At 57.5% G+C, this 25,486-nt stretch carries 16 protein-coding genes; 7 read left to right on the top strand and 9 right to left on the bottom strand.

Annotated elements, in window-relative coordinates; translation table 11 throughout:
- Positions 1-582: 582 nt before the first annotated feature.
- The gene (locus ABSG47_RS09995; protein WP_424169397.1) at positions 583-999 is read left to right on the top strand and encodes a hypothetical protein; all 417 of its coding nucleotides are present in this window, start codon (positions 583-585) and stop codon (positions 997-999) included.
- A 411-nt stretch (positions 1,000-1,410) separates the two neighbouring features.
- Here the strand turns inward: ABSG47_RS09995 and ABSG47_RS09990 are convergent, their stop codons facing one another.
- Both ABSG47_RS09990 and ABSG47_RS09985 read right to left on the bottom strand, forming a co-directional pair.
- Positions 1,411-2,028, bottom strand: a complete 618-nt coding sequence (locus tag ABSG47_RS09990) for a hypothetical protein (RefSeq protein ID WP_424169396.1) — start codon at positions 2,026-2,028, stop codon at positions 1,411-1,413.
- Positions 2,029-2,045: 17 nt separating this feature from the next.
- The gene (locus ABSG47_RS09985; RefSeq protein WP_424169394.1) at positions 2,046-5,960 is read right to left on the bottom strand and encodes an NHL domain-containing protein; all 3,915 of its coding nucleotides are present in this window, start codon (positions 5,958-5,960) and stop codon (positions 2,046-2,048) included.
- Between the two features lie 560 nt (positions 5,961-6,520).
- On the opposite strand from ABSG47_RS09985, the gene ABSG47_RS09980 reads away from it, so the two are divergent.
- Positions 6,521-6,679 (top strand): hypothetical protein, encoded by a 159-nt coding sequence (locus ABSG47_RS09980; RefSeq protein WP_424169392.1) that lies wholly within the window; start codon positions 6,521-6,523, stop codon positions 6,677-6,679.
- Between the two features lie 27 nt (positions 6,680-6,706).
- On the opposite strand, the gene ABSG47_RS09975 is transcribed toward ABSG47_RS09980, so the two are convergent.
- From ABSG47_RS09975 to ABSG47_RS09960, 4 genes are all read right to left on the bottom strand, one after another.
- Positions 6,707-9,361, bottom strand: coding sequence for an ABC transporter permease (locus tag ABSG47_RS09975; protein WP_424169390.1), 2,655 nt, complete (start codon positions 9,359-9,361; stop codon positions 6,707-6,709).
- Between the two features lie 7 nt (positions 9,362-9,368).
- Complete coding sequence (locus tag ABSG47_RS09970) at positions 9,369-9,740, bottom strand: PadR family transcriptional regulator (RefSeq protein ID WP_424169388.1); 372 nt, start codon at positions 9,738-9,740, stop codon at positions 9,369-9,371.
- Positions 9,741-9,832: 92 nt separating this feature from the next.
- Positions 9,833-11,248: a cytochrome P450 gene (locus tag ABSG47_RS09965; RefSeq protein WP_424169386.1), complete on the bottom strand. Its 1,416-nt coding sequence runs from the start codon at positions 11,246-11,248 to the stop codon at positions 9,833-9,835.
- A 106-nt stretch (positions 11,249-11,354) separates the two neighbouring features.
- Positions 11,355-12,536 carry a fatty acid desaturase family protein gene (locus tag ABSG47_RS09960; RefSeq protein WP_424169384.1) on the bottom strand — a complete coding sequence of 394 codons (1,182 nt, stop codon included), beginning with the start codon at positions 12,534-12,536 and terminating at the stop codon, positions 11,355-11,357.
- A 458-nt stretch (positions 12,537-12,994) separates the two neighbouring features.
- On the opposite strand from ABSG47_RS09960, the gene ABSG47_RS09955 reads away from it, so the two are divergent.
- Positions 12,995-16,447, top strand: coding sequence for a thioester reductase domain-containing protein (locus tag ABSG47_RS09955; protein WP_424169382.1), 3,453 nt, complete (start codon positions 12,995-12,997; stop codon positions 16,445-16,447).
- An 8-nt stretch (positions 16,448-16,455) separates the two neighbouring features.
- Here ABSG47_RS09955 and ABSG47_RS09950 read toward each other — a convergent pair whose 3' ends face one another.
- Complete coding sequence (locus ABSG47_RS09950) at positions 16,456-17,244, bottom strand: hypothetical protein (RefSeq protein ID WP_424169380.1); 789 nt, start codon at positions 17,242-17,244, stop codon at positions 16,456-16,458.
- Positions 17,245-17,313: 69 nt separating this feature from the next.
- Between ABSG47_RS09950 and ABSG47_RS09945 the strand changes: the two genes are divergently transcribed.
- The 4 genes from ABSG47_RS09945 to ABSG47_RS09930 all read left to right on the top strand — a co-directional run bounded on the left by ABSG47_RS09945 (position 17,314) and on the right by ABSG47_RS09930 (position 22,956).
- On the top strand, positions 17,314-19,542 hold the full coding sequence (locus tag ABSG47_RS09945; protein ID WP_424169378.1) for an MMPL family transporter: 2,229 nt from the start codon (positions 17,314-17,316) through the stop codon (positions 19,540-19,542).
- 245 nt (positions 19,543-19,787) lie between these two features.
- A complete protein-coding gene (locus ABSG47_RS09940; protein WP_424169376.1) occupies positions 19,788-20,591 on the top strand; it encodes a hypothetical protein in 804 nt (267 codons plus the stop codon).
- A 321-nt stretch (positions 20,592-20,912) separates the two neighbouring features.
- Positions 20,913-22,712, top strand: coding sequence for an HAD-IIIC family phosphatase (locus ABSG47_RS09935; RefSeq protein WP_424169374.1), 1,800 nt, complete (start codon positions 20,913-20,915; stop codon positions 22,710-22,712).
- Positions 22,705-22,956 carry an acyl carrier protein gene (locus tag ABSG47_RS09930; protein WP_424169372.1) on the top strand — a complete coding sequence of 84 codons (252 nt, stop codon included), beginning with the start codon at positions 22,705-22,707 and terminating at the stop codon, positions 22,954-22,956. Before ABSG47_RS09935 ends, ABSG47_RS09930 begins: the two co-directional genes overlap by 8 nt.
- A gap of 30 nt (positions 22,957-22,986) precedes the next feature.
- On the opposite strand, the gene ABSG47_RS09925 is transcribed toward ABSG47_RS09930, so the two are convergent.
- On the bottom strand, positions 22,987-23,934 hold the full coding sequence (locus ABSG47_RS09925) for an SGNH/GDSL hydrolase family protein (protein WP_424169370.1): 948 nt from the start codon (positions 23,932-23,934) through the stop codon (positions 22,987-22,989).
- Positions 23,935-23,961: 27 nt separating this feature from the next.
- The gene (locus ABSG47_RS09920) at positions 23,962-25,407 is read right to left on the bottom strand and encodes an MBOAT family O-acyltransferase (protein WP_424169368.1); all 1,446 of its coding nucleotides are present in this window, start codon (positions 25,405-25,407) and stop codon (positions 23,962-23,964) included.
- Positions 25,408-25,486: the final 79 nt, after the last annotated feature.

Raw genomic sequence — 25,486 nt, 5'->3', positions numbered from 1 at the left:
TAAGTGGTTTATTGCGTATTTTTGCGGCGATTCCCGATTTCAGCCCACTGTTGCGTGGATACTATTCTCGCTTTTGCGTCACCAGCGGACGGAAATCACGGCATGCAGGACAAGACTCCAGGACACCCGAGAACATTGGTCGCTGATCTTACGCGCGACAAGAATGGCTTTGAACACAGCATGACTCGAACTATCTGTACTCAACTGAGAGAGCGCGGAGTCGAGTTAGCGACCAATAGTCCCGCATTCATAGGAAGTATTGACGAGTATGAACATGCACTGAATGATTCCGCAGATTTCAATTGCCTTCTTTCCCGCTTTCCTTGAGGTGTTATCGGGCCTTTGTGCAGAGAATATCGACCCCGTTCAGATACGGGATGCTCTCAAGAAAACCAATCATCTGGCCGGGAATTAGATGCGGCTCGCGTCCGAGGCACTTCCCAGATAGGTTGCTCTCTTCCGGCATTTCGCAAATCACGTTTTCGGCAGGCGCTGCGAACGGCGATCACCCGGGGCAAAAAGGAATACCCGGAAGAGCGGTACTTTTGGAGTTATGAAAAGCGGCCGAATGAATTGGAGGCGTTGCCGATACGTCAGGAGATCAAGGACTACCGCAACATGGGGCACCAGCAGCCTGCCATTATCGGCAGTAAGTGGAGTACGGACCATCGTTTCCTTCATCACTTCCTACCGACGATCAGCGGGCACACGCCGCAAGAAGATGTCGAAATGACGACGCGGCTCAATCAGTATTTCGAGTTCGCGGCAAATGTTTGGCTAGAGTTCGCGCCAGGCGACTTCAAGGAGAAGTTTCCGCGCGACTTCCAATTCCCCGTCACCGTTTCCTATCTTTTCGGTGGAGAGCTACCCATGGACCTGAAGGGTGTCCCGCAGTTGGAGGTTACCGTCGAGTCGTACAATAAAGAGAAGCCGAAGAGTGAGGCTCCTGAAGATGCCGAGAAGCCGCCATCAGAAACTACGGAACCACCGGCAGAGTGAAAATCCCTGTGGCAAATTTGTACCGCCGATATGCCTTTTGAGCCATTTTAGCTATTTTAGAGACCTTTAGAATCTGCAAGTTACAGGAAAAACGTCGAATTTTCGGGTTCGACTCCCGCCGCCTCCACCAACTACATGTATTTTAGAATCATATGCTTGAAGCCAAACCGAAAATGGCGTGCGTACTGAGTGTGCAGGTCGTTTTACGCTCGGATCATTCTTACCCTTTTTCGTCGCCACTTAAAACCTGCAAGCACTCCAAGAGGGCCGGAGCTACGAGGGCCGGAGCTACCGCATTTGCGGCTCTCCTTATCGTGGAGTGCCGTCTCGAAGGCAAGAGGATTTGCCGGACGCTCGATGTTCGGAGCTTAGCCAAATGAAAGGTCGAACGCAGGGGAGCGGCGTATCCGCTCAGTGGCGTTGCGGAATCCGAAGGACGACTCCGGCGGATAGGCGCAGGCTGTTCTGCACATTTGTCGTGCCATTGGGAAAATCCGTACGGACCCAATCTCCCTGGAAGAGACGCAGTCCGAAGCGGCGCGACAATACGAGATCCACTCCGCCGCCCAGTTGAAGGTCGAAGGAAGCGTAATTCGTTTGAACGCCCGATGGCGACGGGAAATAGCTATTGAATCCCAATGCGAGTCCACCCAGTGCTTGCCCGAAGATCGCCACACTACGATTCCGCTGATGTCCCAGATGAGGGCGGAAGGTGTACCGTGGACCAAGATTGACGGTGAGCAGGGTCAGACCGACACCACTGTTTGCGGCGTTTGAGGTTGCGGTTCCGGTAACACTCTCAGCCATGCCCAAGCCGTGATAGATCGGCGCTGATAACTCAACTCCGCCGCCTTCATGCCAGAACGTCGGCGTGGAGACAAGATTGCTGTACTGCTCAGTGTATGTAATGGCGAGGTCAGCTTCACGGTTACCCGGCGCATCCGTCGTAGCGGATTGTTGCGCTCTCAAGCACCCGGTCAGCGCCAGCACCGCAGCGAACCCGAAAATCCATCGAGGGTGTAGATTCATTCTTATATCCTCTGTGTTTACTGCACGTTCAACATGACGCTGACCGAATGTTGGATCGATCCGCTGGTCGCGGTGATCGTGATGGTGTAGTTTTGTGGACTCTGGCCGAAGAAGCCGTTGCCGTTGTAACCTCCGCATCCACTCAGACCTGCCGTCGCCGCCAATCCTCCCAGCAGGACAAACAGAAGCAGAAGGGCGCGAATCCCGCACCGGCGAATCCTCCGGAAGAACGCAAGCGGAAACACGAGCAGCGCCAGCGCCAACGGAGCGGCTTCTTCACGCCGATGGTTTATCGCCTGGTTCTGTGACGCGGTCTGTACGCTTACGCCGATTGGCACAGTACCTCCGTTTGCAGCAACTGTATTCGGCGAAAAAGCGATGGTTGCGCCCGTTGGCAGCCCTGTCGCGGAGAACGTCACTGTTCCCGGATAGATCGAGTTAGCAGGCGCAACCTGTACTGCGTAGGAGGCCGCACTGCCGGGAATCACCGTTTGAGTTCCGGCTGAGGTGAGCGTCAGCGTGAAGTCCAGGTTGTTGATCACAACCTGATTGTCTACAGCCGATGTTGCCGGGTTGAAGTTCGCGTCCCCGCTGTAGACTGCCGTCACCGGATCGGTGCCGACTGCCAGCGTGTTGATGGAGAGGATGGCTGTCGTGCCGCTGATCGCGGCGGTTCCCAGCACCGTGGTTCCCTCGACGAACTGTACCGTGCCTGTCACTCCGCTCGGCACAGTAGCGGTGAAGGTCACTGCCTGCTGGTAGTTCGACGGGTTCGGTGAAGAAGCCAGCGTAATATTCGCCAGGCCGTTCTGACCGAGCGTCGCCTTGATTACCGTCTGGCTTGTTGATCCATCACTCCCGGCAAAGCCATCACCTGTTGCTGGCGTGTAAGTTGCCGCCAAGCTATGGCTGCCCACCGCGAGTGCGCTGGTCGCATAAGCCGCCGTCCCATTGGTCAACGTTACAGGGCCGCCTGCCAAAGCTCCATCGACCGTGAACTGTATGGTGCCGGTTGGCACAGTCGTTCCTGTTGCAGAAGCAACCGTCGCCGTGAAGACGACGGATTGCAGATAAACCGAGGGATTCGGCGATCCCGCAACGGTTGTGCTTGTGCTTATCGCAGCTCCGGTTCCGTTCAGATGGATCGTCTGCATAGCTGCGGCAGCATTCAAGGAGGTATCCGTTGGCACCGCCGTTCCGGTTATCGCTCCAGCACTGATGGGTGCGAAATCGATGGCGATCGTGCAATCGGCGCCCGAAGCAAGCGTTTGTGAGCTGCTCGATACGCCAAGCTGCGGACACGTCGAAGCCGAATCGAGAATGAAGCCTGCAGATACGTTGGGGTTATTGCCGCTCGGCGGCGGTGGAATCGTCAGGCTCGCATTGCCGATATTCGAGAGGACGGCGGTCTGCGGGTTGTCCGCCGAATCGGACGTTCCCACCGCCGTAATCGTTGCATAATTCAATATCGACTGACTCTCATCGATCTTTCGAACACGATTTCCCGTGTTTTCCGCGGTGAAGAGATTGCCGGCGCCATCGAAACCAATGCCAACCGGGCCACTCAGTTCCGCATTGATCGCTGTTCCGCCATCGCCAGTGGAACCCTGCGTTCCATTCCCCACCACTGTTGCAATCAACCCGGTCTGCGCATCCACTTTCCGAACGCGGTTGTTATGGGAATCCGCGATGTAGAGGTTATTCGCACTGTCGATGGCGAGACGGGTAGGACCATTCAACTCGGCGTCGATGGCTGGACCGCCATCGCCTGAATAACCGGCGGTTCCGTCGCCGGCATAGGTTGTGATGACTCCAGTCGTGCTTAGTTCCCGTACGCGCTGGTTGCCTTCATCCGCAAAATAGAGATTGCCAGCGCTGTCAAAAACCATCCCGGTGGGATTTTGCAGCTCAGCGCTGATTGCCGGACCGCCATCGCCTGAATCTCCGGCGGTTCCGTTGCCGGCTATCGTAGTGATGATGCCCGTCCCGGCGGCCACTTCGCGGATACGCTGATTGGAGCTATCTGCGATATACAAGTTGCCCGCGGCGTCAACCGCCGTGCCTGCGGGCTGATTTAAGCTGGCGCCGGTCGCCAGACCGTTATCGCCGGAGTAGGCTGCGGCTCCGTTACCGGCAACCGTCGTGATGATTCCGGTGGCCCCGGAGACCATGCGAACCCGATTGTTGGCTTTATCGGCGATGTAGAGATTCTGCGCGCTATCGAGTGCAGTATCCTCGGGGACATTGATGGAGGCACTTGTTGCCGCACTTCCATCGCCCGAGTAGCCGGCGGTTCCGTTGCCCGCTACCGTAGTGATAACCCCCGTCGCGACGGCCACTTCGCGGATACGCTGGTTGGCGCTATCTGCGATATACAAGTTGCCCCCAAAATCGGGAGTCACAGATTCCAATCCGTTGAATTCGGCACCGGTCGCCTGACCGCCATCCCCCGCATAGCCTTGAGTTCCAGTTCCAGCGGCAGTCGAAATCACGCCGGGTCTCAGCACTGCGAGCGGCCCCGTGCCAATGCCGGTCAGCCCGAAGTTGATATTGCCGGTGCTGGTCACCACTTCAAGCGGCACCCAGCGCGAGCCAGGATACGCCGGCGAGAACGTGATGGGGATATTGCAGACCGTATCGACTGGGTTGCTTGCGCCAACCGTGCAGCCGGTAATCGGACCGAGGCTGTATTCCTGGCTGCCGCCCTCTGACTTTGGAACCGTAATGCTGTTGATCGTCTCCGCGACGGAGGTTTCAAGCTGGATGGTTCGTGTAGGACTGCTTGAACCAACGTTTGTCGTTGGGAAATTCAAATTCGAGAGCGTGAATTCACGGATGCGGTTATTCAGCGCATCCGCCACAAAGAGCTGACCTGCGCTGCTTGTGGTCAGCTCGATAGGCTGGTCGAACTCCGCGCTTGTCGCCGCTCCGCCGTCTCCGAAAAATCCCACGGCGCCATTGCCGGCGACCGTCGTGACGATGCCGGTCGTGATATTCACCATGCGAATGCGTTGGTTAAGCACATCGGAGATAAAGACATCTCCGGCCGCATCGAATGCGATCCCGTAAGTCTGGTTGAACTCCGCACTGGTTGCCGGGCCGCCGTCCCCGGAAAAACCGGCTGTTCCGTTTCCGGCAAAGGTGGAGATAATACCGCCAGCGGCAGCAACCCTGCGAATCACATTTCCATTCCGCTCGGAGATGTACATATTGCCCGCCACATCGAACACCACGCTTACGGGACCATTCAAGGATGCAGCGGTTGCCGATCCGCTATTCCCTGCTGTGGCCGCCGTTCCGTTGCCCGCAACAGTAGTAATGATGCCGGTCGAAATTGTGATCTTGCGGATTCGGTTATTGCCATAATCGGCGAAGTAGAGATTGCCGGCGCTGTCGAAATTCGGGTTCTGTGGGTTGCTCAGCATGGCGGCAGTTGCCATCCCGTTATCGCCCGAGTAGCCGGCAACGTCCGTTCCAGCAACGGTCGTGATAATGCCCGTCACCGCATCAACCCTGCGAATTTGCTGTGCGCCGGTTTCGGCAATGTAGATGTTTCCGGCGCTATCGACGGCGGTTCCGGATGGCTGATTCAACTCGGCGCTGGTCGCCAGTCCTCCATCGCCAGCCGAGGCTCGTGTACCGTTGCCGGCGACGGTTGTGATGATCCCGTTCGGCGCTATCTTTCGCACGCGGTTATTGTTGTAATCGGAGATATATAAATTGCCTGCGCTGTCAAAACCGGGCGCGCGTGGAAAACTGAGCGACGCATCGATGGCCTGTCCGTCATCGCCGGAAAAACCAGGATTCCCGTTCCCCGCAAAGGTGTTGATGATCGAGACGGTCTGCATCTGCCCGCGCGCCGGCAGAGTAAAGAGCGGCAACCAGCCGCGGAAGCGTCCTGCACTCGTAAAAGCGGAATGATCTGGTTGCATCGTAACCTCGAACCCTCGATATCGAATTGCTGCAAATGGGTTGATCGTATAGCGCAAATTGGCAGAGGACGCCATTCGAAGCATCCCTCATCGCGGTTGCATAAAAATGTGGATGGAGCGTCGAACAGGATCGGTCAGCGCAAGAAGGGGAGTGAACGGAGAAGGGCGGCGAGAACGAGTGAATAGCCGTAGAGCACGGGAGGGCGCAAACTTTCGGTCGCTACGCGGCGCTGCAGGTGCACCGAGGAACAAACGAAATTGGGAGAGGGAGTCCATTCAACAGAAAACGCACACTAGGACTGATCGTTTGCTAAAACAACACTGAATTGAGACAGGCGCAAATAAAATTACGCCCGGTAGATGAGCAACTTAAGGGGCATTTCGAGCGAGCTGCGTCATCGTTGGCTCACACCTGTCCCGTGATCGATCTACGAATTTATTGCAAGCTTGGAGGAAGGCGGAAGGCCTGCCGACTGTCGTGAAATGAAACATCGACGGTGCCAATAATATAGCACTATCGTGCAGATTGCAAGGTTACTTTCGTAAGAGATAATGCGCGTATGTCAGTGCCCCTAACTCTGGGAAACGGCAAGTTCACGCTGCACAGTCTCCACGCTTGTCTCCACCTGACGGGCAATTTGGCGAACGGCGGCAATCATCTCGACATCATCGTTCATGCCAAGCTTACCGTTCCTTTTGAAGTAAAAAGCAGCGAGTAAATCCAAATCAATTCTGGATAGCGCCGTTTATTCCGACCGCAAAGCAATCATAGGATCTGCATTCGCCGCGCGCCGCGCCGGAACGTAAGACGCTATCAACGCCACCACCAGCACTACAAAGGCCACGCTCGCAAGAATGAGCGGGTCCGCGGCGCTCACTCCATAGAGCAGCGCCTGCATCACGCGCCCCATGCTTAAAGCCAGCGCCAGCCCCACAATCATTCCCGGCACCACCAGTCGCGCGCTCTGCATCAGCACCATGCGCAGCAAATCTCCGTGCTGTGCGCCCAGTGCCACGCGCAAGCCGAACTCTTGCGTGCGCTGCGCCACGGTGTAGGCAATCACGCCATACGTCCCAATTCCAGCCAGCACAATCGCCAGCCCCGCAAACAGACTTACCATCACAAAAGTGAATCGCGGCGCGGAGATGGACGCATCCGCAACCTGGTTCATCAGCTTCACATCGGCCACGGCCAGTGCCGGGTCCAGCTTATGTACCGCCGCGCGAAGGCCATCCGCAGCCTGCCTTGCATCGGAGCGCGTACGAATCACAACCGACATATCCGGCTGCGCTACCTGAAACTCCGACCACCACAAGGCGGGTTCCGCTCCCGTGCTGTTCGGCTGGTCCTTCACATCGCCAACAACGCCCACAATCGTCATCCAGTCTGAATCTTTCTTTGGCTCATCTTCACCTGTGATGCGCTTTCCAATGACGTTTTCACCAGGCCAATAGCGTTGCGCCAGCGCACGATTGACGATGATTACGTTACGAGCTCCCTTTCTGTCGGCTTCGGTAAAAAAGCGTCCTTCCAGTAGCGGAATCTCCATCGCGCTAAAATAGCCCGGCGTAGCCATGTGATAGCGCGCATGAAAGTAGTCGGGCGGGATGGCTTTCTTACCTTCAATACCGAATCCCGTATTTTCGTCGTACCCTGTCCATGGCAAATCGCTCCCGGCTCCGGCACTTTCTACTCCGGGCAGCGCATTCAAACTGTTCGTGAGGTTGTCATAGAACTGCGCTGTCTGATCATCGGTTCGGTATTGCACATGCGGCAGAGAAAGACTCGCCGTCAGCACATTCTCTTCATGAAAACCGGGATCAAGATGCACAAGGTTAAGAAATGTGCGCAACATCAGCCCCGCGCCCACCAGCAGCACACAGGCCATGCTTACCTCGGCAATCACCAGCGTGCTCCGCAGCCGATTTTGATGCCGGCTGGCGGTCGTAGTTCTGCTGCCTTGCAATCCCTGCTTCGGGTCCGTGTGCGAGGCCTGCATAGCCGGAGCAAGGCCAAACAAAATTCCGGTCAAAAGGCTGATGAGCAGCGTAAACACAAGCACCGGCCAGCTCACATGAATGTCATGCGCCCGCGGAAAATCCGTGGGAAGCAATGTAACCAGCGCGCGCACTCCGCCAAACGCAAGCAGCAGTCCAAGCACTCCGCCTGTCAGCGAAAGGATGAGGCTTTCCGTAAGAAGCTGCCGCACCACACGCAACCGCGGCGCGCCCATTGCAAGCCGCACAGCAATCTCGCGCTGACGTGCTGAAGCCCGCGCCAGCAGCAGATTCGCGGTGTTGGCGCATGCAATCAACAGCACCATGCCCACCGCGCCAAGCAGCACAAACAACATCCGCTGCCGCGCGCCCACAATCTCCGAGTACAGCGGAACAACCAGCATCGTCCAGCCGCTATCGTTGCCCGGATGCTCGCGTGCAAGCTGCGCCATCATGGCATTCATCTCGGCACGCGCCTGCTCCACGCTCACACCAGCCTTCAGCCTGCCAATGCCTTCCATATAATGCGAGCCGCGATTGTTGGAGCTGCCCTCAAACGGGAACGGCCGCCACACATCCACGCTGTCCCCATACGCCACGGCATGATAGTTGTTCCCCGGATGTTCCGTGCCAGCAGGCATGACGCCAACCACGATGTACGGCTGCGTATTGAGCGTAATCTTGCGGCCAACGATATTCGGATCCGCGCCGAACTGCGTTCGCCACAGGCGGTTGCTCAGAATTACCTGCAATCCATTGCCTGGAATCTCCGCATTGAAATCAAACTCTCGCCCGAGTTGCGGCTGCAACCCCAGCACACGAAAATATCCCGACGTGACATAGAACCCATCGAGATGAACAGGCTCGCTACCACTGGAAAGCTGCACATCGCCACGCGTAAAAGCTGCCATGGATTCAAACGAACGGTTGCGTGCGCGAAAATCAAGAAAATCAAAAGGGTTCAGCGGAAACTTGGGAAAGTCCGCGCTGGAAAGAAAAATACGCGTAATCCGCTCCGCGTTCGGATATGGAAGCTTCTTGAGCAGCACGCCGTTGATCACGCTGAAGATCGCGCTGTTCGCCCCAATGCTAAGCGCCAGCGTCAGAACCATCACCAGCGAAAAAGTAGGATTCGCAACAAGCTGCCGCAACGCATATTTCACATCTTCCATCGTCGTCTCAATCACGCTCGTCCCCCGTGCCTCGCGGCAATCTTCCTTTATCTGTTCATGCCCGCCAAATGCCATCCGCGCGCGGCGCTTCGCTTCTTCCAGCGTCATGCCCGCGCGCATGTGCTTCTCCGCTTCCGCGTCAAAGTGAAAGCGAAGCTCCTCTTCAAGCTCATCTTCCACAGCCCTGCGCAGAAAGAGCGCTCGCACGCGATAACGCAAATCGTTCAGCATCGCAGACTCACGCTCCTTCCAGAACCTGCTCGACTGCCAGCGTCAGCTTCCGCCACGTTTCCGTCTCCAGCTCTAGTTGCCGCTTGCCGCTACGCGTAAGTTCATAAAACTTTGCCTTGCGATTGTTCTCGGAAGTCCCCCACTTCGCCTTGATCCATCCGCGCCGCTCCAGCCGATGCAGCGCCGGGTACAGCGACCCCTGCTGAATGCTCAGCACTTCGCTCGAAACCTGCTGTACGCGCTCGGAGACAGCCCACCCATGCTGCGCTCCCGGCAACAGCGTGCGCAAAATCAGCAGGTCCAGCGTGCCCTGTGGCAGCTCGATTCTTCCGGTCAAGTTGTTCCCCTTCCGCTTCGACAAAAGTGTACGAGACTTCATGTAGAAGTGCAAGGGGAATATCTGTTATGCGTGACCGCGCTGAATTTTTAAGAGAATTTTCGCGAACGATGCGAAGCGGAAGAAGCGCTGCCTTAGCCGTGTGCCACCGGGCAGCCGGTTGCGTGCTCCGCCGAATGCAGTTTTCTTTGCGGGAGCACTTCACGCGCGGCAGCCTTGGTAAAGCTCATGCGGATTCCGTGCTTCGGCCGCAGGATCACCATTGCGCGCTCTTCGATCGTCTGCCCCGGAACCAGCTCGAAATCATATTTACGGAGCACAGCGCTCAGAATCATCAGGATCTGCAGCATCGCATATTGATTACCGATGCAGACCCGCGGTCCGCCCCCAAAAGGCAGGTACGTAAAGGGCGCGCGCAGCTTGTCGTTCGCTTTGGTAAAACGCTGCGGGTTGAAACTCTCCGGACTCTCCCAATGCCGCGGAGCATGATGCGCTCCATAGACATAGACAATGACCGTCGAGCCTTTGGGTATACCAATCTCACCCACGCGGTCATCTTCAACCGCCTCGCGGTCCACCATCCAGAACGGCGGGTACAGGCGCAGGCTCTCCTGGATGACCTGCGTGGTGAATTCAAACCGGGATACGTGCGCCTGGCTCAGAGGCTCGTTGCCACATATCGAATCAAATTCCTGGCGAACTCGTTCGAGACAATCGGGACGCGAGCTTAACAGATACAGAAGCCACGACAGGCCATTCGATGACGTTTCATGCCCGGCCACCAACAACTGCATGCTCTCGCTCAGCACCAGCTCATCGCTCATGCCTTCGCCATCGGAATAACGAGCATCCATCAGTGTCTGCAGCAGATCGTGGCCCGGCTCCTGGCCGCGTCGCTGCTTGATGTAGGCCATCAAGACGCTGTCCGCGCTGGCTCGCATCTCTTCGTGCCGGCGCAGTTCACCGGATGCGGCGAACCACGGATTCAGATAAGGCTGGAGTGTCTGCCGAACAATAAATTCCTGCACCGTGCAGATCGTGTCGCTGACCAGGTGAATGTCTTTGTCCTTCAGCTTGGCGCCAAAGAGCGAACGCGCAACCATAGCGAAGGTCATCTTCATCAGGTGGGGATAGATATCGACAGGACCGTCTTGGATCTCCCTGTCAAAATCCTCGATCGACTCAGTGAGCGAGTCCTGCATGATGACAGACAGGGCCTCCAGTTGCTTGGGAGCAAAGCCCGTCTGGATCAGCCGCCGCTGCGTGCGCCAGGGTTCTCCATGCGTTGTCAGCAGACCTTTGCCCAGGAAGTGGCCCATCCGCTTCACTTGAATTTCAGATTTCTGGTAGTTCTCCGCATTCGTCTTCAGCACGTGCTGAATAACGGTTGGGTTGGTGGTGATGATGACTTCTTTCAAACCACCCAGATAAAAGCGGAATGTGTCGCCGAGCAGTGCGGTGTACTTCGACAGAACCTCCACGGGATTGCGGGCCATGGCAGGCGAATCGGCAAAGGAGCGAAATCGGGAAACTGCGGGTATCGACGGCAACGTTACTCCTCGCTGTCCGGGTACGTGTCAGGACGCTTGCATCGAACCGTCAAGAGTCCCATTTCGTCTGCCGGAAGCGGTCGGGTAGTCCCAGGAAAACAGTCAACTATTCAAATGAGTCTTGGTTTCCCAGTTGCTTCAAAAGTATCAGATGATGCCGGATTGCGCGGGTCATCGTGGGATGCTGCCGGTAGGGAATGCCAAACTCTTCCGCCGTCTGCTTCACAATCCGGGTCAGCGGCGCATAGTGCGTATGGCATACAAAAGGGCACAAATGATGCACGATGTGATGATTGAGCCCGCCGGTGAGCCAGCTTACGAGCGGACTCTCCGTCGCGTAATCAGCCGTCGTGGCGAAGATGTGGTAAACGCCGTTCTCAAACTCCCCGCGGCCCGCGGGGAAGTATGTGCTGTCGATGGTATGCGTCGTTTGAAAAACCAGCGCCACGCTCAAGCCAATGATCAAATGGACAAGCACAAACGCACCGGCCACCAGCAGCGGCGATTTGCCCAGCACCAGCACCGGCAAAATGAGCATATACGTGACGTAGAAGGCCTTACTGACAAAGAGGATTACGTATTCCCGCGCAGGATGTTTCGTGCGCCTCAGATAGTCGTGAGTCGGAAAGAAGAAGCACTCAAAGTCCCGCACAAAAACATAATCGAGCGAGAATATCGCGTACAGAAACAGCGCATAGATGTGCTGGAATCGCTGCAACGGCTTGCGCGGTTCATGCGGCGTAAACCGCAGAATGCCGCGTCCGGTCAGCGCATCGTCTTCGCCGTGTACATTTACGCACGAGTGGTGGCCGCGATGATGCAGAATGCGCCACATATACGAGCTGATTCCGCAGAGATCGAAGACATAATTCAGCGTCTTGTTGACCGACGGCGCGGACGAGATTGCGTTGTGGTTGCTGTCGTGCGCAATGTTCAACAAAAGAAAAGTCTGCGCCAATCCACCCAGAACGTAGAGGGCGACAAACAGCCACGCACCGGGCCTGAGCGCGTAAAGAGCAACCCAACTGCCCACCAGCACCGCCAGACCCGCGCCAATCTTGACCCACATCGCGTGGTTGGCTTTGGGCGAGAGGTTCTGGTCGGCAAAAAAACTGTCGAGACGGCTACGCAGGACTTTGGGGAAGGAACTGGGAGTAAAAGAAGCTCCACCTTCCGGCTCGCCCCCGGCCAGTTTCGACGAGGCCGCAGCCTGCCGAATCAACAGCTCGGACGGTACAAGATCGTCAATTTCCGGCTTGAGAGTAATTACTGCTTCGGTTTCAGACATTACCGGCGCCTCCGCCAATCCTGTTGAGTCGATCCGGCGCATCTGAATCCGCGGAATGCGGGGCCCGTAGCATCGGCGGGCTGGTCCTGCGGCAGGTATGATGCCCACCGCCATCAGCGTCTACTGCTGATACTAGCGTGAAGATTCGCCGTGAATCAAGTAAACCCTGTCAATGGCGCAAAGTGGGGTCTATTAGATGCTTCGCTTCCGAAATTAGGCTGCCATTTATTTCCATTGCTCTGCTAACATAAGTCGCATTGCTTCACGGCTCTGCTACCATAAGGACACTGGATCGAGCGACTCCTGGGCGCGCTATCTTTGCGCCTCGCCCTGCGCTCCATTTCCTCACTCCGAGCCCTGTCCGCATTTCCTGTCCCCGGAACCACCGGAACAACGAGATTCGGGGCAACGAGACATTTAGTTTTTCCATTCAACCGCGGGGGTATTGCTGAACAAATATGGCGTCGATCTTGGACCAACTGGACAGGTTGGGGGATGAGCACCCACATAAACTCCTTTACTCATATATCGACCTGAATGGCACTCAAATCGAAGGCTATACCTACGCCCAGTTTCTCCAGCGGACGAAGGCTATTGCCGGACATCTGAAGAAGCAGCATCGTTTTGCGCCTGAAGACCGGGTCCTGCTCGCCTATCCGGCGGGCCTCGAAATGATCTGCGCGTTTTTTGGCTGCGTGCGGGCCGGCCTCATTCCCGTCCCCGTCTATCCACCCAGTTCCCGCGGCTTTCAGAGCGCCTTGTACAAAATGGTACACATCGCCAAGGACTGCCAGGCAGCGGCGATTTTGACCAGCAGGGACTACCACGCATCCCTGAAGACCAATCTCGCCCGGAGCGGAGTCGCGGCCTCAGGCGTTGACGTTGACTACATTTCCAGCCTGCCGTGGATCGTCACGGAAGACTTCGTGGACACAGTTCCAGACGTGCATTTGAACGGCTCGTTGAATGGCGCTTCGAATGGCGCTTCGCACAACGGCCTCAACGGCGCGTCGCATGGCAGTATGAACGGCGCTTCGAACGGCGCCTCTCATGCCGTCTCGAACGGCTACTCAAATGGCGCTTCGAACGGTCACTTGAACGGCAACGGCCACGCCAAGTCGAAGATTCTGTTTCTTCAGTACACCTCGGGATCCACGATGGAGCCCAAGGGTGTCATGGTGACGCACCAGAACATTCTCGAAACCTGCCCGCTTGTCATCGATCACACCTCGCCAGTGGTCGTTTCCTGGCTTCCCCAGTATCACGATATGGGACTGATCGGCTGCTACCTCTATCCCGCGCTGAGAGGCGGCACGACCTACGGCTTTTCTCCCACGGACTTCATTCAGCGCCCGATCCTGTGGTTCGACGCGATCCAGACCTATCGCGCCACCGCAACCGCAGCTCCCAACTTCGCGTATGACTATTGCCTGCGCGCCGGACGGCTCTCCAAGGAGAGCATGGAAGGCTGCGATCTGAGCTCGCTGCGGGTGTTGATGTGCGCCGCGGAACCCGTCAAGCCGGACACGTTTACACGGTTCCTGGAAGCATTCCAGCCCTACGGACTCAAGTCGGAGAGCTTCTACGCCGCCTACGGGCTTGCCGAGAACACTCTGGCAGTCTCGCTCGGCGGCCGCACCATCGTATCCGTCAACAAGCGTGCGCTTGCCCTGGGCAAGGCGCGCATGACCACTGAGGTCTCGGAAATCGATGCCTCCACACAGATTGTCAGTTGTGGAACTCCGATCGAGAGTCTTGACGTCAAGATTGTCGATCCGGAACAGCACAATGCGCTCGCGCCCGGCCATGTCGGCGAAATCTGGCTTTCCGGAAGCGGCAAGTGCATGGGCTACTGGAACAATCCGGAGCTGACGCTGAAGCAGTTTCGCGCCCGCCTTGTGGACGACAGCCCCTACGACGACGGCTACCTGCGCACCGGCGACATGGGATTCATGCATGACGGCGAGCTCTTCGTCTGCGGTCGCATCAAGGACATGATCATCCTCCGCGGGCAGAACTATTACCCGCAGGACATCGAGAACGTTGTCGAGCGCGCCTCCAGCCTCATCCGTGGCAACTGCGTCGCCGCCTTCCAGATTCATGAAGACAGTGAGCCCGCGCTGGCCATTGTGGCTGAAGTGAAAAACCCCAAAGTGCTTCCCGACGCGCGCAAGATTGCCGCGGCGGTCCGCAATTATCTCAACGTGGAAGTCGCGTTGATCTCCTTCATCGCGCCCCGCGCCATCCCCAGAACCAGCTCCGGCAAGATCATGCGCCAGAAAACCCGGCAAATGTGGCTGGATGGGCAGTTCACCGTTCTCACCGATTATTCGCGGGAGAAGGATGCCGGCGCATCCGCATCCGATTCCGCCACCCAGTCGTCTTTCGGCGTGCTGAAGGCCCGTTACAACCTGACCGGTCAGGAATCCTACAACTTGGTCGAAGCTGGCCTCGACTCCCTCGATCTCGTCGTCTTCATGCACGAGCTCAAGGAACTCCTCAAGGACAAGGGCGCGGAGATGCTCGCCCGTCAGGTGGACATCGGCGTCATTCAGCGCGTCAGCGTTGCCGAGCTCTTCCAACTGGCCGAGCACCTGGAGAGCGCTCCGGAAGAGGCGCTGGTTCAGTTGCGCCAGTCCCTCGCAGTCTTCCGTGACGAGCAGCGCGCAGCGGAAAAGCAGATGATGAGCAACGACACAAAGCTCGTTTTCACGCCTCCGGCTCTTTCGCCCGTCCCCGTAATACCGGCCATGAGTCATGTTCTGCTCACCGGCGGAACCGGCTTCATCGGACCGTTCCTTATCAAGAGCCTGCTTGAGCAGACGCGTGCCAGAATCTACGTGCTTGTCCGAGCCTCGGATGAAGTGCAGGGCATGTCGAGACTGCGCGCGGCAATGGAGTCGATGGGAACTTGTCCGGCAAGCCTGATGCAGTCCTTTGAGGCGCGCGTCACTCCCATCTGCGGCGATCTCGGCCAGCCAAACCTCGGCCTGGCGCAGGATGTCTGGGATTTCCTCGCCAGCGAGATGGATACCGTCTTCCACAACGGCGCCACGGTCAACTACCTCTTCAACTACGACCGCATGCGCGACGCAAACGTTCAGGGAACGAATGAGATCCTGCGGCTGGCGTTTGAACGGCGCACCAAGGAATTCAATTACGTCTCCACAACCTTCGTCTTTGGCTGGGCTGTCAAGAGCGTCCTCTATGAGACGGACATGAACCAGGACATGGAGCTGCTCGATTTCGGATACAGCCAGTCCAAATGGGTAGCCGAACAGGTGGTTGCAGACGCCCGCGGCAAGGGACTTCCGGTTCGCATCTTCCGGCCCGCGCTGGTCAGCCCCTCCATCCACGGCGGAGGCAACAACTTCGACATCGCTGTGCGTCTGGTTGCCTTCATGATCAATCACGGCATCGGAGTCGATGCCTTGAACCAGGTCAGCTTCACGCCTGCCGATATTGTGGCCAACAACATCGTTGCCATCTCAAACACAGCGAATACCGGCAACAAGACCTACCACATCGTGCGCGACGACTACGCCAACATGCTCGACATTACCGGCCTCATCACCAAGTCCACAGGCCGTCAATTCGACATCTTCAGCGTGGACGATTTCGTTCCTGAACTCATCCGCAGATGCCGCAAGGAAGACCTGCTCTTCCCGCTGCTGGACTTCCTGGTGGGCTCCGTGGACAACATCACCGCGATGGAGTTCAAGCGGTATGACAACTCCGAGTATCAGACGGCTCGCGATGCTTCCAAATGGGGCATACCGGACCCGCCGCTCGAAGATGTGGTCAGCGGCATCCTGAAATTCATGAACCGCAAGGGAATTATCTCGGTTGCGGAACGCGAGCCAGGCCACGCGGCATCGCCCGCCGAGCCCCTTGCCTTGAAGGATGTTTAATCAACTAGCTACTGCTTCTGAAACAGCAGCTTCTCGGTCACGCGCTGGCCGGTCTCAAGAGTTCCGGTGGTGGTAAGCGTCATCTGCTTCCCATCGCCGGAGACCACCCACCTGTCCTTCTGCGTGATCTGATTGTCGCGCCGGTACATCGCATCCACCGTGTGAGCGTCCACAAGCTGCAGCGTGACAGTATCGTTGCGAGAGTTCTTCAGGTCGTACTGCTTGCCGTCAAAGCGGGCCGAGTAGCTGAAATCCCCTGAAAAGCGAACCTCACCCCCGCCATCCGCCTCAATCTTGAGCGCCAACCCCTGCCGCATGCGTGTCTTGCTCTCGTCCTGCGTCCACTCGCCGGCCAGCAGGTCATTGGCTACCTTTGCGCCGCCGCTGCGCGTCCACACGGTAATTTGATTGGCCGGACCCTTGCCCGCCGCCGTGCTTGAGGTGGTAATCGTCAGCTCGTTCCCATCCGCCGAGAGCTTGTTGCGAACCGTCGCCACCAGCGCGCCATCTTTTTTCTCTTTGACCTCAACCTGCTTCTTATCAATCCTGTGCAGCTCAATCTGATTGAACCCCAGGTTGCCCGGCGCGGGCGATTCATGCCCGTTCCCCTTCGCGGTGAAATCAAAGTGGCTTTCGCCCGACATGACCACATGCACTTCCCCATGGTCGGATTTCACAGAGAGTTTGTTGGCGGGGTCCAGCGCGGACTGCGCCGAGACAAGCGTCCAGGAGCCAATGCGGGGGTCCTGCTGAGCATTGACGGCTCCGGATAAAATAAGGACAAACAGCGCAAGCAAGGGGAGTTTGAGAATTGGTCCTCCTAAGCTGGATGAGCTTATCCAACGGGACCAATGTAGCAGGTTTATATGGCATCATGGCTCATGCATGTGCGCCGCTTCTGGGTGGCCGGGGTAGTCCTTGTCGCCGTCCTCGCGCTTCTTCCATTCTCCTTTCACGCCGAGCGCCATTTGGAGACGGCGACCCGTGTTGAAGGCAGTGAAGCGGAAATTGTCCAACAGAATCTGGCCACTCGTTTTCGTTCGCCATTCGTTGACCGCGTCGTCCTGGTCATCCAGGGACTTCCCCCCGCGGATTCCCCGGAGGGCGAGCAGGCATTAACCACCATCGTGGCCGCATTGCGCGACCAGCCCGGTGTCTCGGGAGTCGTCTCTCACCTCGATCTGCGCGATCCGGTTTTCCTGGGTAAAGGCGGTGGAACCTTCGTCCTCATCGGCCTCGCGTCCACAGACGCTCCCGTAGAATCGCTCATTCCCAAACTGCAACAACTCGCCGGCTCTCTCGAAAATCGGCTGCGCGGCCTTTATCCAGCCGTCAAACTTGAGCTGTCGGGTGAGCTTCCACTCAACTTCGACATTCGCAAAGCAAGCGCCGACGATGTGCGGCACGGCGAAATCCTGGTCATTCCCGCCACCCTCATACTCTTGCTGCTGGCCTTCGGCAGCCTGTGCGCCGCCCTCATTCCATTGGCCATCGGCGAACTTGCCATCGCAACCACTCTCGCCATTGCCGGATTTATGGCGCAGCGCTGGCATCTGTCCATTCTGGTTCAGAATCTGGCCACCATGCTTGGGCTCGGCCTGGGAATCGATTACGCGCTCCTCATGGTCAGCCGCTTTCGGGACGCCATCTGCGACGGATGTCCCGGCCCGGAAGCCTCAGTGCTGGCGGCTCGTCAGGCCGGCCGCACACTCATGATTTCAGCCTCGACAGTTGCCATCGGGTTTCTGGCCCTGCTGACCGTTCCCATCAGCGAAATCCGTTCCATCGGCATCGCCGGAGTCCTCGTCGCGGGAATGAGCGTGCTGCTGACGAACACGCTCGTTCCGGCAGTCATGGCGCTGCTCGGCCCGCGAATTGACGCAGGCCGTTTGCCCTTTACCCCAAAGCTCGATGCGCAGCGCATGGAACGCGTAGGAAAGCGCTGGCGGAAGTGGGGAACCGTCGTGGTTGCCCATCCCTGGCTCGCCCTGGTCATCGCAGGAACTCCCTTGCTTCTGCTCGCATGGCAGGCCGCGCGGCTCGATACCAGCGTTCCCGCGGGAGACTGGCTTCCAAAAACAGCGGAATCCGTCCAGGCGCTCCATACTCTCGAACAGATGGACCGGGCCGGCGTCGTTCAATCCCTGCGCGTGATTGTCGAGCTTCCTACGGATTCCATCACTCAGACCGATGCGGGCTGGAATGCCATCGATCGCATCTCCAAACGGCTCGCCGCCGACCCTCGCTGCGCCCGCGTCATCTCCATCACCACCATTGCGGAGAGCAACCGCGACAACCTCAGCGGCCTCTCGCGCGAAACCCATCGATCGTTTCTGAGCAGTGACGGACACGCAGCGCTGCTGGAGGTCATGCCCGCAACTTCAGTCTCCCTGCGCAATCAGGTTGACTGGGTGCGCGAGATTCGCAAGACCGGCGCGGCAGCCCTCACAGGCGTGCCCGGCGCCACGCTGCGCGTTGGTGGAATCCCAGCACTCAACGCCGACTATCAGACGATCATCGGAGATCACTTTGCGCCGGTAACAGCGCTGGTGGTCGTGGGAACGCTCTTCGCGCTCTTGTGCGGCTTCCGCTCGCTCTTTGTGGCCGTAAAGGCCATCTTGCTGAACCTGCTCACCGTCGCGGCCTCCTTTGGAGCCTTGGTGCTGGTCTTCCAGTACGGACACGGAAGCAGCCTCCTCGGAGTTCCCGGTGGAACCGGCAGCATCTTCCCCCTCGTTCCCATCGTCACTTTCGCCATCGTCTTCGGGCTCAGCATGGATTACGAAGTCTTCCTCGTGGCGCGCGTTCTCGAAGCGCGGCGCAGCGGCATGAGCGAAGAGGACGCCATCCCGGAGGGTTTAGCCAGAACCGCCGGCCTCATCACCAGCGCCGCCGCCATCATGATCGTGGTCTTCGCCGCATTCACCTTCGGCAACTTCCTGGTAGTCAAGATGATTGGCTTCACGCTCGCCATAGCCGTGTTGATTGACGCCACGCTGGTGCGAATCGTGATCGGCCCCGCGCTGCTTCGGATTGCAGGCGACTGGAACTGGTGGCCCGGTGGGCTCGCCACAACGCGCAGGCGCGCGCAATAGCGTTCCGCTGCTCCCGCCGCGCTCAACATAATCCATTTAAATCAAAAAACTTATGCGCCAGGTTGGGATCTTTCCGCAAAAAACGTCTAACTTGCTCCTCCAGCATAAGACCGGCAAATAGCTCGTGTATCGATTAAAATCTCGTCTTTCCATAGCGACTTCCCTCAACTCGCGGCCAAACTAATCGTCCATCGTGTTAGAGCACTTCATTCCCTCGCTCACCGTTTCTTACTTTTGGAGGTTTTATGCGCAGACCACAGTTTGTGTCCATCCTTGCCGGCCTCACCATCGTTCTTTCCGGGCCCACCCTGTTCGCTCAGGGACCCGGCGGCGGTCCGGGGTTCTTTCACGGTTTTGACCGGGGCGATCATTTCGCAGGAAAGGCGAAAGGGCCGTATACGGTCACCTGGTCTGAGCAGTCAGTGCAGCCGCTGACCAACGGCACCACAATTACCCATACATCCACTACAAAGATTGCGCGCGACTCAAATGGCAGAACCTATGAAGAGGTTCACCGCACAATGGCCACGCGTGAGAACAACACGCCGCATGAAGTCGTGTCGTATCACGTTCATGATCCGGTAGCCCAGACAGACACCTCCTGGAGTTCGGAGACCAGGACAGCAATGGTCTTCCATCACCCTGTCTCCGCCGCCGCCGCGGAAGCTCGGTCGGCTGCACGTATGCGGCCGGCGGAAGGCGCGGAGCAGACTCCCCGTCAACAGCCCGATATGCAACGCGAAGATCTGGGCTCAAAGACCATCGCCGGTGTTGCCGCAACGGGAACACGCACCACGCATGTGATTCCCGCGGAGCGGCAGGGCAACGATGCTCCCATTACCTCAACGCATGAAGTCTGGCGCTCCGCGGAAGGCGTCATCCTGGCGAGCACTGAGACCGATCCGCGTTTCGGCTCCAGCACACGCACCGCAACGGCATTCCAGGCCGGCGAGCCCACTGCCGCGCTCTTCCAGGCGCCACAGGGCTACACGCTGCAAGCTGTTACGCGGCCAGGGCACGGATTCGGCCCCGGCCCCGTTGTCCAGTAACGACTGAAACCAATCGGCAAGACACCACAAAACAAATCGGCATAGCAGAGCGCGGGATCGCTTCTGCTATGCCGATTTTTTTGTATCGATACGGCTCAAAATAAGGCGTAGGAGCGAACGCGAAACACACCTCTGGCGGATGATTGAACCTGGGCCATTTTGATTTCGATTTGAGTATCCGGCGATCTCAGTTTAGAGGTTTCGGCAATCTTTGTTATAAGTCAGCGGAGCAACTGTCCTCTGCTACAGCGCTGCCATCTTCGCGATGGCCGCAATCTGTTTCTAAACTTCCCGCACTAAGGCTCGTGTAATACTAGCCCTATGATGGATCTCGACGCCTGCTCAGTAGATGAGGTAATCCAGCGCCGTAGAAGCATCCGCAAAGAATTGGCAGCAGCCTCCGGATTGAAGGATCTGCGCATCGCAGTTCTGGGCGGATCCACCACCGACGAACTCGTAAATTTCTTAGAGATTCTGCTTCTTTCCGCTGGATTCCGCCCCGTCTTTTATCAATCCGAGTTTGGCCGTTTCTATGAAGACGCCGTCCTCGATCCTGACGCCCTCATAGCCTTTAAGCCGGATATCGCCTACGTCCATACCTCGTGCCGGAATGTGCGCAATTTTCCTCCCCTCGACAGCTCCGAGGAGCAGCTTGCCGCATCCATTGAAGCCGAGCTCAGCCGCTTCCGCCAGATCTGGGAGGCGCTTGAGACCAATCTCGGCTGCCAGATTATCCAGAACAACTTCGAGACTCCGCCTTATGCTCTCTTCGGCAATCTCGATGCCGTTTCGCGCGGCGGCCATACCCGCTTCCTGATGCAGTTGAACCTTGCCTTCGCCCAGGAGATTTTCAACCGCCCCAAGGTCATCCTGCAAGACGTGCACAGCCTCGCGGCAACAGTCGGAGGCCGCAACTGGTTCAACTGGGACCGCTATTTCGGCTACAAGTTGCTGCTCACCCCCGCCGCGCATCTTGAAGTCGCGCGTTCGCTCAAATCGCTGGTTCTCGCCCTCTACGGTCGCAGCCGTAAGCTGCTAATCCTCGATCTCGACAACACCCTCTGGGGCGGCGTCATCGGCGATGACGGTGTGGACCGCATCAAGATTGGCCGCGAGACGCCAGTGGCGGAGGCTTACACCGCATTTCAGGAACACTGCCTCTCGCTGCGCAATCGCGGCATCCTGCTCGCCGTCTGCTCCAAGAACAATGAAGACGTCGCGAAGTCCGGCTTCCAGCATCCCAGCTCCGTGCTCAAGCTGGAGCATTTCTCAGCCTTCAAAGCCAACTGGGAGCCGAAGCACGAGAACATCCAGGCCATCGCCAGGGAACTCAACCTCGGCACGGACAGCTTCGTCTTTGTGGATGACAATCCCGCCGAGCGCGCGCTGGTAAAGGCGCAAATGCCGGAAGTCGCAGTTCCCGAGGTCGGCAGCGACGTTACAAAGTACGCGGATATTCTGGAACAGGGACGCTACTTCGAAGCCATCTCCCTCTCCAAGGAAGACTTGGAGCGCGCTGCGCTGTACGCGGAGAACGCCACCCGCGCCGCCTTCGAGAAAAAGTTCGCCAACTACGGCGAGTACCTCGACTCGCTTGAGATGGTCGGCGAGATTGATGTCTTCAAGCCCGTCTATCTTGAGCGCATCGCGCAGCTCACTAACAAGACAAACCAGTTCAACCTCACCACCCGCCGTTACTCGCTGGCGGAGATGGAAGCCATGGTCTCCGATCCGTCAAGCGTCGGCCTCTATGGCCGCCTCATTGACCGCTTCGGCGACAACGGCCTCATCTCCGTCGTAGCCGGGCAGGAGCGCGAAGGTCAGCTACACATGGATCTCTGGCTTATGAGCTGCCGTGTCCTCAAGCGGGATATGGAAGTCGCCATGCTCGACGCCGTTGCGGCCCACGCGCTTCAACGCGGCCTCACCGCGATCATCGGCTACTACTTTCCCACCAAGAAGAACGGAATGGTCGCCGACTTTTACTCAAAGCTCGGCTTCGAGCCGCATGAGTTAACGTCGCCGGACTTCCCGGAAGGATCAACCGTCTGGAAGCTCGACCTGGCGGGCTACACACCAGGAAACCTACACATTAAAGTTCTGGAGTATGCACATGCCTGATCCGTCCGCAGAGGGAATCCTCGACCAGCTTCAACCCATCTTTCAGGAAGTCCTGGAACAGCCAAATCTGATCGTCACGCGTGCCTCCAGCGCCCTGTCCACACCTAACTGGGATTCGCTCTCGCACATCGAGCTCATTGAAGCAGTGCAGAGTCACTTCAAGGTCAAGTTTGGTCTCGGTGAACTGCAGGATCTCAAAAACGTTGGCGATCTGATCGACCTGATCCTCGAAAAGAAATCCTAGCCGTAGGCACAAGCGCAACAACCGCCGTAACTATTCGGCGGCAAGCGCCGTTGCCACCTGCTCCCGCAATACCTGGCTGAATTTTTCCGTTCCAGACGCGCTCAAATGCACGTCGTCGATGTAGTTACTCGCATCATTGCGGAAACTGAAGTATTCCGGTGCATTGAAATCAATCACCGGCCCCGGCGGCAGAATCTGCCGTATTTCAGCAAGGTATTGATCGTATTTTTCCTTGTTCGGCTCGTAACCCGGCTCATACATCGGATAAGTAACATAGACAATCTTCACGCCCTTGGCAGCCAACTCCTGCAATAAGTCCCTGTAGTCCTCACGAGCCTGCGCGTCTGAGCCAAAGCCATCCTCCCACACAGGAAATTTATCCGTAGGCCGCGGCGGCGCATGTACCGGCACGGCATGGCTGCCATCCGGAGAAGCCGCCGCCTTCACATGCGTCAGCCGCTCGTGAAGCACGTCATACTCCACGCCCAGCAAGCTCAGCGAGCCCAGCGCCTCGCTCCGCTTCACCTTGTCAAAGCCATCCTGCAGCAGGTGCAGCGCCGTGAGCCGAGGATAGAGAACCACCACCGCTGCCTGGAAATGCCCGGTCGGCAAAGCCTGCTCCACCAGCTTGCGCTCCTCGGTCCCATCGCCGCCTTCTAAGGATTCGTTGTAGAAGCGGTAGCCCGCCATCGGCGACATGTACCAGTTCACCGACGCCGAAGCACCAATCAGCAGCGCATTAAAGTTCTCCGGAACATACCCCTGATTCAGCAGGTATTTCTGCTTCCGCTCGTGGTCGGAGGTAATCAGCGCCCGGCCATGAGCATCGCGCAAAATGCCGAAGACATCCATGCGCCACGCAATCAACATATTGATTCCCACCAGCAGCGCGGCCAGACCAAAAAACACGATCAGCCACTGAATAGCGGAAATCCCGCGTGCAGTCTCTGGCGCGGCGGCTGAAGCAGATGTACTCATCGCGTATCGGTCTCCCTGGAAACGGAACTAGAAGCGGAAATAAATAAATGGGCTCGGGATGTTGGAGTTAACGAACAGAAATCCCACAAGCAGCAGAGCCGCCCCGTAAGCACAATTCCAAATCGTCGGCCGGAACTCCCGCGCAAGCTGCTCGGAAGATGGCCCGACAAAGGCCGCGATCGCGCCGATCAACAGCGGAACTCCAAAGATCTTGAAGCTTACGCCTTCCACACCCATGCGCGAGATGTTGTCATGCATCAGCGCATGATGTGGATTGAACATGCTCGCCACCTGCATTGCGCCCTGCTTCACAGAAGAAGCCCCAAAGAAAACCTCTGCGATCGTCATGGCCGCAAAGGTAATGGCCCATGACAACAGCCCCGGAATCTTCGGCATCTTCTTCCGTCGCCAGTACTGGTTAATTCCCAGGTAAAGCCCATGCAGAAATCCCCACACCACAAAAGTCCACGCCGCTCCATGCCACAGCCCTGCAATGCCCATCGCGAGGAACGTGGCGAATGCTGAAGCAAACAGCAGATCGCGCTTGAAAGGCCGGCGTGACTTGATAGTCAGCAAAATCGGGGTGAACAGATACGTCGTAATAAAGCTCGTCAGCGAGATATGCCAGCGCTGCCAGAACTCAATGATCGATTTGGCCTTGTACGGTGCGTCGAAGTTCGCGGGAATGTCGATGCCCAGCATCCGCGCCGAGCCAATCGCCATGTCGGAATAGCCGCTGAAGTCAAAGTAAATCTGAAAGACATACGCAATCCCAAAGAACCATGCTTCGGCGCAGGAAAGATTCTTTGCCGAGTTGTATCCGAAGGTCGAGATGCGCGCAAAGGAATCGGCAATGACCGCCTTCTTGAACAATCCCATCGAAAATTGAAACAGTCCTCGCGCCAGGTTTCCAGCGCGCGCGCCATCCACGCTGCCGAAATTTCCAAACTGGTGCCGCATGCGCTTCGCTCTGCCCAGTGGGCCGGAGATCACATACGGAAAGAACGAAACAAATGTCGCGTGATCCAGCAGCGAGCCATGACTGAGCGATCCCTCATAGCAATCCACCAGGTACATGATCTGCGTCACGGTAAAGAAGCTGATGCCCAGCGGAAACGGAATCTCCGGCATCGCAAAACCATGAGGCAGCAGAAATGGCACAAGAGAGGCCAGAAAACCCAGGTACTTGAAGACGCAAAGATAAGCTGTGTTGAGCACCAGCGCAGTCACAAGCATGCGCTTCTTCGCAGGTTCTTCAGCGCGATTGATAGCCCGCGCCAGCAGCCAGTTTCCCAGAATCGACAGCGCCAGATAAACCAGGTTGAAGTAGCCGGCTCGCGTATAGAAAAATATCGAAGCAGCCAGCACCCAGATCTGCGCCGCCCTCGGCCCCGCCAGTTGCCGCAGCAGAATGCACACAATGACCGCGCACGGCAGAAACGCCAGAATGTAAGGAAACGAGGCAAATAGCATTTAGCAGAGGCTCCGGGAAAGACAGTGCTCTCCTGTCTTTAACATGAAATGCAGAGCGTATTGGGTCAAAGCATCCCCT

It is taken from the genome of Occallatibacter sp., from assembly GCF_049510455.1.
GTDB lineage: Bacteria > Acidobacteriota > Terriglobia > Terriglobales > Acidobacteriaceae > Telmatobacter.
Note: the sequence above shows the minus strand (reverse complement) of the source record. Positions and strands in the feature narration are given on the sequence as shown.

Coding starts and splice junctions, on each gene's coding strand:
- ABSG47_RS09945 (WP_424169378.1), top strand. CDS start 17,314: ATGGCATCATGGCTCATGCATGTGCGCCGCTTCTGGGTGGCCGGGGTA.
- ABSG47_RS09955 (WP_424169382.1), top strand. CDS start 12,995: ATGGCGTCGATCTTGGACCAACTGGACAGGTTGGGGGATGAGCACCCA.
- ABSG47_RS09980 (WP_424169392.1), top strand. CDS start 6,521: ATGTCAGTGCCCCTAACTCTGGGAAACGGCAAGTTCACGCTGCACAGT.
- ABSG47_RS09940 (WP_424169376.1), top strand. CDS start 19,788: ATGCGCAGACCACAGTTTGTGTCCATCCTTGCCGGCCTCACCATCGTT.
- ABSG47_RS09920 (WP_424169368.1), bottom strand. CDS start 25,407: ATGCTATTTGCCTCGTTTCCTTACATTCTGGCGTTTCTGCCGTGCGCG.
- ABSG47_RS09990 (WP_424169396.1), bottom strand. CDS start 2,028: ATGAATCTACACCCTCGATGGATTTTCGGGTTCGCTGCGGTGCTGGCG.
- ABSG47_RS09930 (WP_424169372.1), top strand. CDS start 22,705: ATGCCTGATCCGTCCGCAGAGGGAATCCTCGACCAGCTTCAACCCATC.
- ABSG47_RS09935 (WP_424169374.1), top strand. CDS start 20,913: ATGATGGATCTCGACGCCTGCTCAGTAGATGAGGTAATCCAGCGCCGT.
- ABSG47_RS09925 (WP_424169370.1), bottom strand. CDS start 23,934: ATGAGTACATCTGCTTCAGCCGCCGCGCCAGAGACTGCACGCGGGATT.
- ABSG47_RS09960 (WP_424169384.1), bottom strand. CDS start 12,536: ATGTCTGAAACCGAAGCAGTAATTACTCTCAAGCCGGAAATTGACGAT.
- ABSG47_RS09975 (WP_424169390.1), bottom strand. CDS start 9,361: ATGCTGAACGATTTGCGTTATCGCGTGCGAGCGCTCTTTCTGCGCAGG.
- ABSG47_RS09970 (WP_424169388.1), bottom strand. CDS start 9,740: ATGAAGTCTCGTACACTTTTGTCGAAGCGGAAGGGGAACAACTTGACC.
- ABSG47_RS09985 (WP_424169394.1), bottom strand. CDS start 5,960: ATGCAACCAGATCATTCCGCTTTTACGAGTGCAGGACGCTTCCGCGGC.